The organism is Clostridium gelidum (assembly GCF_019977655.1).
Taxonomy (GTDB): domain Bacteria; phylum Bacillota; class Clostridia; order Clostridiales; family Clostridiaceae; genus Clostridium; species Clostridium gelidum.
The window spans coordinates 5,451,693-5,469,483 of sequence record NZ_AP024849.1; the positions used below are offsets into that span (position 1 = coordinate 5,451,693).

Genomic DNA, 17,791 nt, shown 5'->3' on the forward strand with positions numbered 1-17,791 from the left:
TTTATACTTCATTTCCTTGTTTTGCTTACTACTTTTGCCATTGTCATCTTTATTTCTTAAATATCCCCAAAGACACAATAATTATCTCTGCCTTTATTTTTAGCTAAATATACCGCTTCATCTGCATTTACAAAAAGTTCTTTATATGTCTTACCATGCTCCGGGAACTTCGCAATCCCTATACTACCTGATACTTTATAGTCTTTTGTTTCTCCTACAAAATCTGTTCTAAACCCATTCACTAAATCATCAGCCTTTTTATATAAGAATTCTTCTGAATCTATATTCTTTAAAAATACAATAAATTCATCTCCTCCTATCCTGCCAATAATAGAATTTTCATTAAAAACTTCTAAAAGCATTGAAGAAATATTAGATAAAACAAAGTCCCCAGCTAAATGTCCTAAGTTGTCATTAATAGCCTTAAAATAATCAACATCTATCATAAATAATGCCCCTTTATTATTTAAACCTTCATTTTTCAAGTATTCTTCAATAATACTTTCAGCTGTTCCTTTGTTATATAAACCGGTCAAACTATCTCTTTGTGCTTTAAATATAAGTTTCTCTGCTTCTATTTTTTCCTTATCAATATCAATTATTGCACCTATAGCCTTAAATATATCACCATTTTCATCAAACATGGCCGTTATTCTTACTTTACACCAAATATATTTGTCATTGTTGTTTCTAAATCTAATTTGAGTTTCATTATATGTGTCTCCATATATAATATCATTTATCATTGCCCCCAATTTCTTAACATCATCTTTATAAATCAGATTGCTTTGATATATTTTCTTGCTAACATCAAATATAATTGGCTCGTAATTAAATTTCTTTTCCCAATTTTCCGAAAAACTAATAGTGTCTTCCTCAATATTCCATTCAAAAATTATATCTTCTGTTTGAGACATGATTATACTATAACGTTCTTCACTTAATCTAAGGTTCTCTTGAGTTATCTTAGTTTTAGTAATATTTATTGCTACATTATAAGTAAACAATTTTCCATCTCTATTTTTAATCATCTTTCCATTATCTAGCAGCCAAATAAGACTTCCATCTTTTCGTTTAACTCTATATTCTACAGTATATTTATTGGATTTACTTAATTGTTCTTTAATTTCTGTAACTACTCTTTTACGATCCTTTTTAAAAACAAAATCAATTAATTTTTTATTAAAGATTTCTTTAAATTCATGCTTTTCATATCCTAAAAGATTCAAACAACCACCATTTAAAAAATCAAAATAGAATTCTTCATTTTCTATTCTACAACGATGAACTCCTCCTGGTATATTGGACGTTAACGATTCTAGGTCTCGATTCTTATCTTCTATATACTTTTTATTTTTTTCTACAGTATCTATTAAATCATTGAAAGCCGTCGATATTTCTCCAAATTCATTGTCTTTATCATATGTAAATCTTTCTTTATAATCACCTTGTTTCATTTTTCTTATAACTTCTAACAACTTATAGATTGGTTTTGAGAAATGATTAATTGCAAATGTATAAGAAACCATTATAATTATCAAAATAAATATTGAAAAGATAACTATACTACTTATACTTTTATGAATAGGCTCCTTAAATTCATTCCAGTCAGTTCCACTAAGTACTATCCATCCAGTATTATTAATTCTTGAATAATATCCTATTTTCTCAATTCCATCTATAGTATACTCTATTACTCCATTTGGATTACTATTGAAGTCTATATTATTACACTGTTCAGATAAATTATTAGGGTGAATGATTGTATTACTACTTTCTCTAACATTCTCACTACTGCTGGCTGCAATCTTTTCATTCGAATCCATTATTGTCACGTTTCCATGTTTAAAGAACTCTATTCTTTTTACAACATTATTGAAGTAATTCATATTTATTACATTGATTACAGCTCCTTGATACTCATTTCCAGAGAATATTGGTTTTATTATCATTGCACTTTTAATCCCCTTATTAAAAGTTTCTCTTTCTATAATGTTTGATACAACAACTTGATTACTTTTTAGTCTTTGTATTTCTTCACTAGAAAGTATGATTTCTGTATTTATATATTTATTATCACTAGTTGCAATTATAATTTCATCCTTGTTAATGAGTAATTCTATACTCAAATAAAATTGCTCATTTATTCTATCAGTAAAAAGTTCATTTAACTTTTCTCTATTATCTTTTTGGTTTTCAATATTTAATTTATTATTTGAATCAAGTAGTAACTCTTTTACTGCTGACATCTTTGACATAATATTGAGATTACTAACATTTTCATCAAAGAAATATTCTAAATGAGTTGACTGGTGATTAGCTTCTGTTATAACATTTTGCTTAATCATTTCTATATCTCTAGCGTTGAAATGAGCGATGCTAACACTTGTCGAAATAGTGACAGGAACCAGCCCTAATATTATAGAAAAAATCACAAATTTCTTTCTTATATTCACTCACATTCCCCCTTATAACTATTAATATACAAATTATATATTAATTTTACCAAACTTTTGAATTATTTTATATATATATATTTATAATTTAAGTGGAAAATCTGTAATTAATCTTTAAATTAACATTCAAAATATCATACCTTTATCATAATAATAAAAAAAGTGCTAGATAAGTCATTGTTAATTAACAATAACTTATTTAACACTTTCATATTAATTTACTTATTTTCAAAAACTAACGAATCAGTATGCATTAATATTACTCAACATCTACAAGTCTTGATTCATTAATTGATGATTCAATTGGTTCTTCTTCTGGTGGTTTTGCCACAAAGTAAACTCCACCTATAACCATTATACTACATACAATTGTTTTCAAACTCATTGTATTTCCATTGATTAATATATCAAATAAAATTGACCAAACAACATATGTTATATTTAAACCCATAGCTTTTGTTGCACCAATTTTATAAATTGCTTTGTAATAAAATAAATATGATATTGTTCCTGCGAGTGCAGTTGCACCAATCCAATAAATTACGCTTGTCTTTAAAATATCAACGCTAAGTCCTATTCCGCCTAGAATTGGAATTATGAGAGCTCCATAAACAATTGTTGATGTTAATTGTCTTATTTGAAGTGCAAATTCTGAAGATACTTCATCACCCTTCATTCCATATGCACATATAACACATTCACTACCCCATCCGAATACACACAATAAGGCACATAAAAATCCTACAAGACTAATTCCAGTTTCTCCTGATGAATATCCAATTATGCATACACCTGCAATTGCGAATAATAATCCAAGCCAAGCTTTCTTATTCATCTTTTCTTTTAATATAAAATATGCTAAAATTGCTCCAACTGCTGGATATAATGATGAAATTATTGCAGTATAAGATGGTCCAATAAGTTTTACTGCAAGTAAATATCCTGTCATTCCAACAGGTCCACCCATAAGTGCTGCTAAAACAACAAACAAAGCACTCTTAGTTTTCATTGCTTTAATTAGAGGTGATAATTGTCTTTTAGATGCAAGAAATACCAATGTCCATATTGTTGAAAATGCATCATGAAAAAATGCTGTTATAATCGGCGCTAAAAACACTGCACTCTCTGGTAACGATGTATTATTAACAATCATTGTAAGTATTATTGCCATTAAAACTGTGTCCAATCCCCAGGTTATAGCAGAAGTCAGTCCACTCATTACACCTACTTTGTAATTACCTTTATTATTTGTCATAAAAAATTCCTCCTAAAATATAATTCTTATTTTCATTGCATAATAATTTTCGCTTTTTAATTTCTTTATGAAAGCCTTACGCCTTACAGTCTTTTCAAGTAAATCATCATTTATATTTTGTACATAAAAATATTCACTATACATATATTTACTCTAACTTCGTTCAACTTTTTTAAGTTCATTTTGTGAACAACTTTATATTATCATTGTTCAATGTTCATAGCAATACGTTCAGATTAAAAATAATAAAAAGTTATTTAACTAACTTTACAGCTTCAGAAACTGCATTATTTCTTACTCAAAAAAAGATTCCTAGAAAAAGAAATTAACTCTCTTTTTCTAAGAATCCAATAATTCAATTTTTATATAGATAAACACATCATAAGTTGTATTTATACATGGTATTATATTCAATACTTACTATACTTAGGAGTATACAAAAACAGAGAAATTGGATAAATGTTTGTGAAAGCGGCATTAGAAAATAAGCTGTTGAAGCCACTTAATGGCAGGTTGTTCCATTATAGTTTGTCCAAAAAGTGAGAATCGAAATTTTATATTTCGTTCTTCGAACTTTCTCTGTGAGCTTTTATGTTTGGAGCAAACTATAATGGGTGCAACCTCCCATTTAGAATGCTTCCAGCGAAATTTTCACAGTCCTACGGAATAAATATGTATTCAATTTCGGCGGATGTAGGCATAAGTATGAGTTCCACTGTGGTTATCTATATTAGCTTAACCATAACCATCGGTTTATAGTTTTTTAAGCTTAAACTTTACGAGTACTTTATTTAACAACTCAAAAAACACTAAATCTTTAGTAATCACAAGTATACCTAAATAAACCAATCCACATATTAAAACTTCTACTACACATGCAATAAATATATTTGATATAACAAATTTTATTCCAAATGTTATTGGGATAAATATTAATGAATAATAGAAATATTTAATGTTTTCATATGCAAATAAATGTATATCTAGTTTTATAACCTTTTTAACCATTCTATATTCTAGTGCTATTACAATTAGATTAGCTATAAGAGTGGTTGTTATAGCACTTACCATATTAAAATTTCCTGTAATGGATAATAACACATTAAATATCAAATTAATAACTCCACCAATCAAAACTAATATAGCATCCTCTTTTTCTTTTCCATGGAGGTATATCATTTGATTAGCTATTACGCCTTCAACTCCAATACTTAACATATATATAGCAAATACTATCATTACTGGAACTGCTGGCAAGAAACTAGATCCTCCAAAAATATATATTGCTTCTTTAGAAAGACATAGAAGACCTATTGATGCTGGAAATAATAATAAGAAATATATCTTTATTACCTTTTTTAATAATATTAAATATTCTTCTTTAGAATTATTTCCCAAGTAATTAGAAAGTCTTGGCATAGTAACTTGAATTATGGTTAGGAGTAGCGTATTTACTATTAGCATTATTCTTTGAGCCATATAATAATATCCAACAGCTGTAGTCCCTCCTATACTATCCTTTAACATAATCTTATCAAGTTGAGTATATAAAACTCCTGTGTTAGAAAGAATTACAACATAAAGCATTGGCTTAACATGTCTAAGAAATTGTAAATCAGAAAAATCAAACCTTAATCTCTTCTTAACATATATAAAACTTATTATATTATTTATGAAATTAAAGCCTACAACTAAATATAAATAAAATAGGAAGTCTCCTTTTTCTCTCACAAATAATAAAATTAATGCAGAATATATTATTCTAACTACCATTGTCTTAAGAGCAATAAAGTCATAATTTTCTAGTGCCTCATTAACCCATTCCACATAAAACGTATTAAAAACTAAGTTAAATCCTAGAATTATGCATGTATAAAAATATGGTTCATTTTTATAAAAAATAGCTACAAATATCATATATGCAGCTGATGCAACAATATTAGTAAGACTTGTAAAGAGAAATAAACTGGTAAAGGTTTGTCTGAGCTTAGTTTTATCATCACGAACTTTACTTATTTCTCTTAAACCATATTGGTAAATTCCAAAACTTGCAAATATCAAAAAGTATGCAGTTAAGGAATCTCCATATCCCATGTAGCCATATAATTCATCTCCAAAGGATCTACTAACTAAAGGTATTACGAGTATTGGCAAAATTATATTAAATAAATTGAGCATTGCTTTAAAAATTGCATTTTTTGAAATTGATTTAGCCATTTGTTTAGCCTCCATAAATGTAAGGATATTTAAAATTACTTATCCTCTTATCTTTTTTACTTTTTCAATTGTACATTCTACGCTATTTATTGTCAATTTACATTTCAATTTTATATATTTTTTCAATTTTATGGACTTTTATGTTATTAATGGGTATAATCAAACTAACGATTGTTAGTTTGAAACTAATATTGTATTATTACCGTATTTTTAAGTATTTTCCAAACTCTATATACTAATTAATAATATTTTGAGAAGGAGTTTTTATGAATACAAAGGAAAAGATTATCTATGAATCATTAAATCTTTTTTCAACAAAAGGCTTTGATTCAATATCTGTTAGAGATATTGCTAAAGCAGTTGGAATTAAGGCAAGCTCTATTTATAATCATTTTAAAAGTAAACATGAAATTTTTTATACTATAATTGAGACGTATTCAAAATATGTGCACAATTTTTTTTATTATATGAATATGGATAATAATCAAGATGATATTATTAATAGTCAAATAGAATGGTTATCTGATGAACAATTTTTCAAGAAAAGTTTAACTATATTTAAGCTTTTTTTAGAAGATGAGTATATAGTTAAGTTTAGAAAATTGCTTACAATAGAGCAGTTTAATAACTCTAAAATAGCAACTTTGTATAATAAACTCTTTATTGATGACATACTAACTTTTCAAACAATTATATTTAAAAATCTAATTAATTTGAATATCTTAATAGAAAAAGATCCTTATACATTAGCTCTTCAATTTTATTCTCCAGTATTTTTAATGTTTTCTAAATGTGAACTACCAACCGATAAAGAAATTATATATTTAAGAAATCATATCTCTGAATTTAAAGATATCTATACTATGAAAGGATGATCTTTATGAATGTAACTGTTATTTATGGGACTGTTAGAAAAGCAAATACTTATAATTGTGTTCAACTTTTATTAAGTAATCTTAGTGTTACTATGAGTATTAAAGTCACAGAATTTTTTTTATCAAAAGACTCACTGCCATTTGATGGTGATTTTCCATCTCATGCTAGTACACTTCTCCATTTGGACTACACTGCCTATATTGCTGATTCATTGGAGAAATCTGATCTAATTATTCTTGCATGCCCAGTATTAAACTGTGATATTACAGATCATATGAAATTATTTTTAAAGTATTTACATTATAAATCTATTGAGAAAAACAAGAGTTCTTTTATGAAAAATAAAATTGGTTTAGTCATGTCTACTTCGGCAGGCGCTGGATTATTTCATTCTACCAAAATATTGGAAAAAAATTTGAATTTTTTAGGAATAAATAATATATGTAAATTTTCTAAGACCTTTTATGAAACAAATTGGGATTATGTAACCTCAGAAAAAAAATTAAAAATAAACAAGAAAATTTTCAAATTATCTAACAAAATCATAGCGCTATATCTTAGGGTACACACTAGAAAAACTCCCATTTTGAATCAAATAACTTCTTCAAGAGCAAAACCTATTTTTAAGACTGATCATTCTAATGTACTAAATTTAAGCTATGAAAGAAATCACTCCTGCCCTCATTAGAAAATAAACATTAAATAGTACATATAGCTATACATAACTATCAATAAAAAATACTATGATGTTTATTACATCATAGTATTCTTATCGGTGTATAATATATTTAAATTTTTAGTGTTCTTTTGAGATATTCTAGATCTTCAGGTGAGTCTATTTCAAATATATCGTTTGAATCAATTTTTTCAATATAAACATCCATATCACTAAAATTCTCCACAGCAATATTATCCCAATATATATCCATAGAATTATTAGCTTCAACAGCTTCCTGAACTTTTTTGCCTATTAGTCTTCCATCTTTTGCACTCCAGAAAGATGCTCCAGACATTATGTAGTTAGGTTTGTCTCCTTCTTTTCCAATATCTATTCTATATACTTTACCTTGTTCATCGTATTTTAATATCCATTCACCCGTAATATTTTCCTTACAAGCAGAATAATAAACTGATGTACTTGGCATTTCTTTAGGTAGGAAATTTCGTGTTATGTATTGATCTGCATCAATCACATAAGCATCTTCAAGATATTCTCTGACTAGATACATAGTATAGATATTGTTATAAACATCATATTTGTCATTAATTACTTTGATCAAATTATATTTTTTAACCAGGTTATCAAATTTTTCATGTAAATAACCTGTTAATACTATAATTTCATCAATTCCAACTTCTTTTAAATTTATTATTTGTCTTTCAAGCAGAGACATTCCATTAACTTCTATTAAAGACTTTGGAGTATTCAAAGTTAAAGGTCTTAACCTAGTCCCCATCCCTGCTGCCATTAAAATTGCTCTCATTTATTATCTTCTCCTCACAGCTAATTAAAATCATTCCTTATCTAAAGATATTATTTCAGTTTTATTTTATATAGATGCCCGCAGTGGAAATCATACTTATGCGTATATCCGCCGAAATTGAATACATACTTAATTTCTAAGTTATACTTATCCACGAAAATATACCCAACTAGAAATAAGGAGCATGTTTTGCGAAGTGTTTCATTAGGAATAAAAGCATGCTCCTTATTTCGGCAGGATACCACATAAGTCTGCTTTTCACGTTGGTATCTATATTAAAGTTTCTTTAAATATTCTTTAGCTCTATTATATCTATCTATCCCGTAAGTACCAAAATCATCGCCTTCTGCTTCTTTAATTAACGTCCAAACTGCCCATAAAGTATCTTGACATATTTGATGAATTAATAGTCTTCTTCTTGAATTTTTATCTGCTTCTCTTCCATTAAAATATAATCTAAACATTAATTCAATATCATCTTCTGAAAATTCATTTTCTAAAGATAGTGCTGCTAAATCCCACATATCATCGTTAACGCCACTATATTCCCAATCAATCAAATAAATTCTACCGTCCGTATCTTTAACTAAATTTTCAGAAACTAAATCATTATGTGATGGTACAAATACTCTTTTGCAAACTTTTAATTCTTCTTCAAGAGCCATTACTTTTACTCTTACTTCATCATAATCTTCAAAAAAGTCTCCATTATCTTTTCTTAAAATATTCTCATATTTTTCAAGTTCTCTAAACATATTAAACTCATTATCCATATGGAAATCAGTTGATTCATGTAAATCTCTTAAAATACCAGTAGTTTGTTTCAAGTTATCTTCCTTTTTGACGCTTCTATGTGTTAATGTTTCTGCATTTTCTATAAACTTAGATATTTTAACTCCAGTTTCAAGACTAAAGTAAGGTACTTCAACATTATATCCTTTTTCTGAAGCAATTGCAGAATTAAACATCTCTGTATTTCTATTTATCATTTGTTCTGTACCAGTTCCTGCAACTCTTAATATATATCTCATGCCCTTAACACATATTTTATAATTTTTATTTGTCATTCCACCAGCTGGTTCAACTTCTGTAATATCTTCATCCTTGACTTTTAAAGCATCGCGAATAATGGTCTTTATATTATCTATTTCATAACTGAGTTCTCTTCTTCTTATAGTTGGATAAAGATAATTTTTAATCTTTTCATATTCCTTATTAGTATCTGCATCTCCCCAAGCAAGGTCATCTATCTTAACAAAACCAATATTATAATTTCTAGCTACATCTAAAAGTACATATTCATAATTTAAATAAGGATTAACATTTCCTTTAAACTCTTCAAGCATCATACTGTATAATTTGTAAGAAATTTTAGTAAGTCCAATCATTTCTCCATCAATTCTATTAAATTGATGAATATCCTTAGACATCTTAAATAAATGATTATCTCTTATTTCAACAAAAGCTTCATCTCCAGATCCACTTTCATTTGTGAAAAGTATACAATCGCGATTTTCACTTTCTGCTAATTCCTTAATAGCTTTTTTGTCAAAAATCAAGTCATTTTCAACAAGTAAAAAGTCATCATCAATATAATCTTTAGCCAGTGATAATGAATGCATTGTTCCAGTCCATTTATAAGTATCACTTTTTACTAAAGTTATGTTTTTGCTATTTTTAAAACGTTCTTCATAGTATTGACTTTCATAACCTGTTACAATAACAATTTTAGTTATTCCATTTTCTTTTAAAATATTTAAAGTCCTATCAATTAATTTAATATCTTCAATTTCAAGCATTCCTACTGGCTTTCCAAATTCTTCAGCTTTACCAGCTGCTAGTATTACAGCTTGCTTTACAATTTTCTTTTCTTCTTCATGAAGTTTTAATCTAGTACTTTTTGCAGATGCAATGTTTTCTTCCAAAAACTTCATTCCTTTTTCAGTTACCTTATATAAAGTCCCTCTATTATTAGTAATTCTATCTATAAATCCATCAATGGTAAAATCCTTCAAAACAGCATTTACCTTACCTAGAGACATATTTGTCTTTTTAGCTAATTCCCTTTGATTAATATTAAAATTATCATTTAACGATTTTAAAATTTCTAATTTATCCTCTAACATAATAACCCTCCATTATTTTTTTTCACAATAAATAATTAATAATCCACAGTTTTTCATACACATGTGTATATGCGTGTATACACTTGCATATTTTTAGCGTTCGAAATATGAACTATAATTATTATATTACCTAATATTCTCCATGTCAATTGGATTTTCAAATTAATAATGCACAATGTACATTGTACATTGTGCATTATTATTGTAAATTGTTAATTGTATATTTTTTTCAACTTCCAACGAAAATTGTACCATCATTGTTAATTGTTAACTGCTAATACATAACTCCATCTTGTCCAAAATTATATACTTTATCATTAATAAACATACTTTGATTTGTTACCATTTCTCCTTCAGGAGTGAAATAGTGCCATTTACCATTTAAGTATAACCATCCTTTTTGCATTACACCATTTAGTCCCAAATAATACATTTTATTATTTATATTCATCCAGCCAGTCTTTAATTCTCCAGTAGTTGGGTCTAAATAATATGACTTACCACCTATATCTTTTCTCCAACCGCTTGTTTTATATCCGTTTGAATTTAAGTAGTACCAAGTATTCTTAGTATTTATCCATTGTTCCTTAACTTGTCTACCTTTATTGTTAAAGTAAATATCTTTTCCTTTTACTTTGCCCCATTCTTCATACTTGCTTGTATCTACCCAACAATTATCAATATCATCATAGAATACATCATCTTGATTAGTATTATCATCGGGATTATCTAAAGCTGCATCTGTTCTATAAATTTCAAAAGAGTAAGTCTTGCTATCACTTCCATCTTCTGATACTACTGTTATTGTCATATCAGTTTGTTGTGATCCTGCAAGATCTATTGTTATTGGACTACCACTAAATTTTGTTCCATTTACAGTAACCTTAGATTTAGAATCTGTTGGAACTGGTGCAACCTTAAGTTTTTTTATAACTTGATCTACACGTATTTTATTAATGCTTGCTTCAGGATCAAAAGTAAAATCTCCGTTATCTGTCACTACATTTTTTAACAGTGCACTGGCACTTCTTGTATCATTTGTAACAGTAATATAATATGTTTTACTAGTAATTCCATCTTCAGCAGTAACAACTACTTTAATATTAGTTGTTCCACTAGTATTTAAAGGAAAATCAAAAGACTCTCCTGAAGTTAACCCATATTCATCTCCAGTTTCAACAATAGTTGCTGAAATATCCTTAACCTTACTATTTGTTGCTGTTACAGTAATTCCTGATGATGTATCAATCTTAGGAACTTTAACCGTATAATTAATATTATCAGTAGATTTTACAGTTCCATTGCCAGCTTTTACATTACTTAATGAAGCATCACTAGAAGTTGTTCCAGTAGTAGGATCTGGTGTGCCTGCATTTTTAACAATATAAAATGCATACTTTTCTCCAATAGGGTATTCTGTCTTACTTTTAATTACTTTCTCTTTGCTTATTGGATCTATTAAAATAACACCACTTGCATCTTTTTGGTAAACAATATCTTCATAATAACCTTGAAGTATTATTTTCTTATAAGCACTTACATCAAGTGCTAATATATTCTTTTTATCTGAATTAAGAATTTCAGTCAAATTGTCACTATTAACACTAGCACTACCCCAAGCTTTTATATATTCTCTTCTGTTACCATCAATACCATATGTCACTGGCTTATCAAGTTCAACATTTATACTTTCCGAATCAGAATGTACATCGTAACTACGTCTATCTGAATTAAAAAGTATTGCATCAGTCTTACTTCTACCTGGTTGAGTTAAAGTTGAATCTGTAAAATTAAAATTCACTGTGCTTGACTGAGCTCCTTCGAACCTAACTAGAAATTTATATCTAGCTAAAATATTTCCAGTTTTATTTCCATCTTTGCCTGGATATACCTCCACCCATATTTCATTACTAATACTTCCTTTAGCAAAGTCAACATATGATTTTCCATTGATGATTTTAGAATCAGCAACTCCACCACTACCATCATAATGATTTGATATTATAAAAGCCGTATCACTTGCAGGTTTTCCGAGTTTAGGCTCCATACTTATCATTCCAGCCATTTTATTTATTGACATTGTTCCAGTATAAGTTGGTACGCCACCTTCTGATGTTACTTTGAATTCCTTATCAACATATGCTTTAACATCACTATCTTCATTATAATTTAGCTTTGTTATTCCAGCATCTCTTAAGGTATAATCATCATTAGTATTTATAGTTGTATATTTAAGTTGTATCGCATATGTACTAACAACATTATTCTTACCTTCAATTATCTTAGCTACAATTAAATCCGATGAACCCATGTTCGTTAAATAACCCGATATAGTATTTCCATTTACGGCCATGTTTCCTGTATCATCTTTACCATTTTTTAATATGGTAGCCTCATTTACAGTTATATTATTAAAATGCATTGAATATCTTAGTGTTCGAATTGCATTAGTTACAGGATAATTATATTTAAGAGGACAGTTCTTATCAGCAGTTACATTTTCTGTAGTAAATAGAAAAGGTGCTTTACTGTCTTTTAGATCTTTATTTGTATCATAAACAGCCATAGTACCACCAGTATAAGCATCAAAAGACATAACATCTATGTTTCCTTGAACAAATTGATTTGCATGTTGAATAACTATTTCCTCAGTAGTTTCTGAAGAAGGAGCAATATTCTCTACAGGATCTTGCAATTCACCTGTAGTTACAGTCTTACCATTGGAATCAATACTCGTTATTGGTTTATTAAATCTTGTTTTTTCCCTTATTTGATATTCAATTTTATTAACTCCATAAGGAAGTTTTGCTATTGTTGCACCAATTGTTTTACTACCATCCTGAGTATTAGTATATACTGTAGTCCCAGGACTTATAGTAGCTCCAATTGCCTCTAATTTTTTATTATCATTAATTACATCATTTCCATCTAGTTTAATACCATCAATAGATTTAATTAGAACTTCTTGTTCAGTTACACCTGTATCTTTAATCTCTATATTATGTATATCATCTACTATTTTGTAATCAACAGCTATTGTAAAGTTATTATACGGTTCTTTTGTACAATATTCTCCATCAGTAATAGTAATATTATCTCCAGCTTCAGTAGCTTTCCCGCTTACTTTTATTTGTGTTGTGATAGCTTTGGCTGCTTGTCCATTTAAGCCAAATTGTATTGGTAAAAATGACATTATACTTGCAAATACTATAACCAATGCCACAAATCTTTTTCCTATTTTATTCATTATTGTCGCCCTCCTAAATTGCATGTTTAATTTTTAAATTTAACTTTAGTAATCCTTCACTTCATTATATTAATTTTATTACATTAATTCTATATTTAAATATACCACATTTTATTTATCGAACCATTTAATCTTATCTTTAGATATTTAAATACATTATGTACAAAAAAAGCCTTCCATAATATAATACACCAACTATATATTATGGAAGGTACTTTTATTTCATTTTTATTTTATTTTTTTCTCTAAGATTTCCCTTTAAATGATTTTTTGCATTTAGGACATGTAACAGAAATTTTTCCTTGCCCTCTTGGTACACGTAATTGTTGCTTACAATCTGGACATGTAAAATATTTATGAGTTTTTGAATCTTTTGCCCTATTTAATTTTTGCTTACCCCATTTAGTTACAGAATTTTCCCATTTTAAATATTTGTAATTTTCTTGTTTACGCTTAAATATATTCTTTGAAAATATTCTAAAAATGCACATAACAGTTGGGATATATCCTATAATTACTAAACTTGATAAGTTACTTGGCAAAAAACCTCCTATAATTATTAATATAAAAGATAAAATAAGTAATGCTCTAGACAGTTGATCTGCACCATATCTTCCATACATAAATTTTTTCAACCAATTCATTTTTCCACCTCATTTAATTTAAAATAAGCATTTAATTTAAGTTGTAGCTTACGCTAAAATACTATTACTTTTAAATATAGTCTAATAATACAAAAGTATCAATATATATATGTTGCAATACTAATTCTACATTATAAATTCAAGAAATCCTGTAAGGATTTCAACCATAATTGTCAATTGTACATTGTAAATTTGTTAATTGAAACATATATAGTATAAATAATGTATTATTTTTTTATAACTCGGATAACATCTATTATTTCAAACCTCTAGGCAAGAATGTATTATCATTTTGCAAACTGAATCATATGTAACATCTATTATTTCAAATCCCTGTTGAGTGTTTTAAATAAATGTTGTTATAGATTTTAATACATTAACAACATTTATTTAAAATATACTAATCCTTATCTGTATTATGCAAGAGAAATTATTTGGTGCATTAACAACATTTCTTTAAAACACACTCCTATAGAAATAAATATTACTATACGTTGATGGTTCGACTATAAATATAATGTACAGTTATTGTAATAATTATCTCTAGTTCCATTATCACCCCATATTAAAATTCTTGTATCATCTTACATCTACTTTTCAATAATTTAACCATAGCTTTTCTATATTCTGGAACTTCTGCAAAATCAATTTTTTCAATATTATCAGCTAAAATCTTAGCCCATTTCTTATACTTTTTAGGATCTTTCATTACTAATTCTTCAGCTTGAGCTTTATTATCAACATCAAAGGTTCCAATCATACTCTTATTATAATCATAATTTATAAGATCTTCTTCCATTTCAAAATTTAATAATGAATATCCATTATCAAATATTGGCGCTAATCCTTTAATCTCACGTTACTGTACCTAAAATATCAAAAAAATACACTAAAAAATTTTAGTGTATTTTAAGAATGTTTTAATTTATCCGATAGCTAGCATCCGTAATACTCCCTCTTTTTCAAGTGTGAGATAACGGCTGCACGCTCCTGGACATTGTGCCCCTTGTGGGTATTAGTTCAACTAAATTCAGCTGGAGTATAAAACTCCACATGAAAAATTTCACTTTATATTGCTGCTGCTATTGCATTTGCAATTGCATCAGCTTCTAAGTCTTGATAATTTGAATTTGCACATTTTTGAGCTTCATCTGGATTTGTTATAAATCCACACTCAATTAATACTGCTGGCATAATTGTATTTCTACAAACAAATAAATTACCATCTTTGGCACCTCTATTGCTAGCTCCACTACTATTTGTAAGAGAAGATGCAATAGAAGATGCAATATTCATACTTGTTGAAAGCTTAGAATCACTATATGATGAGCCAAATTCTTCATCTTGCGCTCTTGAACTATAATATACTTCTACGCCACTTGCTGCTGCTGTTGCTGAATTATGATGTAAACTTATAAATAGAGCCGCACCAGCATTATTAGCAATGTTTACTCTGTTAGTAAGACTTTCAGTTACACTTGCAGTTTCTCTATCTGATGCATTTCTTGTCATAATTACTTTATATCCTTGCGCTTCAAGTTTTGACTTTAGCTTAACTGCAACTTGCATATTTAAATCTCTTTCTACATATGTAATACCATTATTAGTTGCATAAGCACCATCATCTCCACCAAAGTTATGACCTGGATCTATAACTATTGTCTTACCAGAAGTACTACCTGCTATTTTATCTCCTCGTATTCCATTAGCATCTATTTTCCAGCCATTTATAACTGTGTCTTTAGCCATACTACCTGAGATAGGATTAAAATAATAAGTATTGCCTCCGTCTGATATCCAACCTGTTGCCATACTGCCATCGTTTCTTAAGTAGTACGTATTTCCATCAGCATTAAGTAAGCCTTTTGCCATTACTCCATTTGTATGTAAATAATACCAACTTCCATTTGGTTTAATCCACCCTGTTAGCATATTTCCACCACTATTAAAGAAATACCATTGTCCACTAATTTCAAACCAACTTGTTCTCATAGCTCCACTTGCATCTAAGAAATATTTACTACCATCAATTAGCTTAAAGCCAGTTACCATATGTCCATTACCTTCAACGTAATACCACTTGCCACTATCTTTTAACCAACCAGTTTGCATAACTCCACTTGATTTAAGATAATACCAATTGCCACTATCTTTTAACCAACCTTTTGCCATAGCACCATCACTATATAAGTAATACCAATTACTGTCTGGTTTAATCCATCCAGTTGCTTTACTACCATCTGATTTATAATAATACCACGTACCACCCTCTAATTTCCAACCAATTGATGATGAAATGGTATTACTATTATCTGTTGTTATTTTTATTGGTTCAGTTACTTGTACTCCTGTTGGAGCTGTTGTATTCTCTTGAATCTTAACTGTTGTTGACGTTGATCCTGTATTTTTTGTTGTGTTTGTGCTTGAATTTGTTGATTCAGAAGTTTTATCAGTATTATCAGCTACTTTAGAATCATTAGTTTCAGTTTTTGTCGTAGATACAATTCCTGAAGCTATTAACAAATCATTATATGATTTATTAATTTCTTCACCATACGTAAGACTTGGCGCCCATTTTCCGCCTAAAGCATTTACTGTCACTGCTTTACCTTTAACAGTAACAAAATGCCTTGGGTCATATGTATTGGTCCTTGGATAACCAGTAGCACCTGCATAAAGTGCCAAGTGATCTAAATGAGCTTGTACACCTTCATCCCAGGAATTAAATTTTTGGTGAGCATTTGGATCACTATCACCTCCACCAACAATTGTCTTCATTCCACATGGATTGTTATAGCTTGCATTTAAAACTCCGCCAAAATTACCATACCCTGTTTCCTTAGCTGCTTGTATATATGCAATAGCTGGATTAACATCCCCATGTTCTGGTGCATATTTCCAATATAACTGGGCCAATCCAATAAACGCATCCGTTGCACCTTTAGATTCAGCCCATTCTTCAGCCTGTTTTGCCGTTACTTCTGTTTCTGATATTATTTTATTATCAGTAATAGCTGCTTGTACATTAGTTATTGGTATTAATACTAAAACCATTGCAAAAGCAAATAAAAATGTAGTCAGTCTCTTAATAGCCTTCAAAACAGCTTTCCTCCGTTCTCTTTAGTTTTTGGCACAATCAAAAAATGAAAAATATTCATGGCAACTTTGAACTTGTTATTTATCTTCATGTGCCTTATCCGAAAAATATAATATTTGCCTTATTATATATTACAACTACATTCTTTATTTTAGGTACCTCAAATTGCAAATAACGACATGTTTTTATATGTAAATATTTCCAACGTGTATTCCGTAATAAATTCCATTCATTAATACTTATGCGTATATCTGCCGAAATAAGGAGCATGCTTTTGTTCCGGTTTCTAATGAAACACTTCACAAAACATGCTCCTTATTTCTAGTTGGGTATATTTTCTATGAATTGGTTATCTATATAGATACCCACATTGCAAGTTTTACTTATAC

The 17,791-nt window shown here is 28.5% G+C and carries 12 protein-coding genes; 2 read left to right on the forward strand and 10 right to left on the reverse strand.

Going from position 1 to position 17,791, the window contains the following annotated elements; translation table 11 throughout:
* Positions 1–56: 56 nt before the first annotated feature.
* The 4 genes from psyc5s11_RS25105 to psyc5s11_RS25115 form a co-directional block, all read right to left on the reverse strand.
* Positions 57–2,456 carry a sensor domain-containing diguanylate cyclase gene (locus tag psyc5s11_RS25105; RefSeq protein WP_224035187.1) on the reverse strand — a complete coding sequence of 800 codons (2,400 nt, stop codon included), beginning with the start codon at positions 2,454–2,456 and terminating at the stop codon, positions 57–59.
* A gap of 259 nt (positions 2,457–2,715) precedes the next feature.
* Positions 2,716–3,711 (reverse strand): DMT family transporter, encoded by a 996-nt coding sequence (locus tag psyc5s11_RS25110; protein ID WP_224035188.1) that lies wholly within the window; start codon positions 3,709–3,711, stop codon positions 2,716–2,718.
* 12 nt (positions 3,712–3,723) lie between these two features.
* Positions 3,724–3,855, reverse strand: coding sequence for a hypothetical protein (locus tag psyc5s11_RS27970; RefSeq protein ID WP_258712394.1), 132 nt, complete (start codon positions 3,853–3,855; stop codon positions 3,724–3,726).
* A gap of 609 nt (positions 3,856–4,464) precedes the next feature.
* The gene (locus tag psyc5s11_RS25115; RefSeq protein ID WP_224035189.1) at positions 4,465–5,928 is read right to left on the reverse strand and encodes an oligosaccharide flippase family protein; all 1,464 of its coding nucleotides are present in this window, start codon (positions 5,926–5,928) and stop codon (positions 4,465–4,467) included.
* Positions 5,929–6,194: 266 nt separating this feature from the next.
* On the opposite strand from psyc5s11_RS25115, the gene psyc5s11_RS25120 reads away from it, so the two are divergent.
* Both psyc5s11_RS25120 and psyc5s11_RS25125 read left to right on the forward strand, forming a co-directional pair.
* Positions 6,195–6,803, forward strand: a complete 609-nt coding sequence (locus psyc5s11_RS25120; protein WP_224035190.1) for a TetR/AcrR family transcriptional regulator — start codon at positions 6,195–6,197, stop codon at positions 6,801–6,803.
* A 5-nt stretch (positions 6,804–6,808) separates the two neighbouring features.
* On the forward strand, positions 6,809–7,492 hold the full coding sequence (locus psyc5s11_RS25125) for an NAD(P)H-dependent oxidoreductase (protein ID WP_224035191.1): 684 nt from the start codon (positions 6,809–6,811) through the stop codon (positions 7,490–7,492).
* Positions 7,493–7,592: 100 nt separating this feature from the next.
* On the opposite strand, the gene psyc5s11_RS25130 is transcribed toward psyc5s11_RS25125, so the two are convergent.
* From psyc5s11_RS25130 to psyc5s11_RS25155, 6 genes are all read right to left on the reverse strand, one after another.
* Positions 7,593–8,288, reverse strand: coding sequence for a sugar phosphate nucleotidyltransferase (locus psyc5s11_RS25130; RefSeq protein ID WP_224035192.1), 696 nt, complete (start codon positions 8,286–8,288; stop codon positions 7,593–7,595).
* 275 nt (positions 8,289–8,563) lie between these two features.
* Entirely contained in the window at positions 8,564–10,414 is a 1,851-nt protein-coding gene (locus psyc5s11_RS25135; protein ID WP_224035193.1) for an NTP transferase domain-containing protein, read from the reverse strand.
* Between the two features lie 274 nt (positions 10,415–10,688).
* A complete protein-coding gene (locus tag psyc5s11_RS25140; protein WP_224035194.1) occupies positions 10,689–13,661 on the reverse strand; it encodes an N-acetylmuramoyl-L-alanine amidase family protein in 2,973 nt (990 codons plus the stop codon).
* 245 nt (positions 13,662–13,906) lie between these two features.
* Complete coding sequence (locus psyc5s11_RS25145; protein ID WP_224035195.1) at positions 13,907–14,305, reverse strand: hypothetical protein; 399 nt, start codon at positions 14,303–14,305, stop codon at positions 13,907–13,909.
* A gap of 565 nt (positions 14,306–14,870) precedes the next feature.
* Entirely contained in the window at positions 14,871–15,104 is a 234-nt protein-coding gene (locus tag psyc5s11_RS25150; RefSeq protein ID WP_224035196.1) for a hypothetical protein, read from the reverse strand.
* A gap of 269 nt (positions 15,105–15,373) precedes the next feature.
* Positions 15,374–17,404, reverse strand: coding sequence for an N-acetylmuramoyl-L-alanine amidase (locus tag psyc5s11_RS25155; protein WP_375541975.1), 2,031 nt, complete (start codon positions 17,402–17,404; stop codon positions 15,374–15,376).
* Positions 17,405–17,791: the final 387 nt, after the last annotated feature.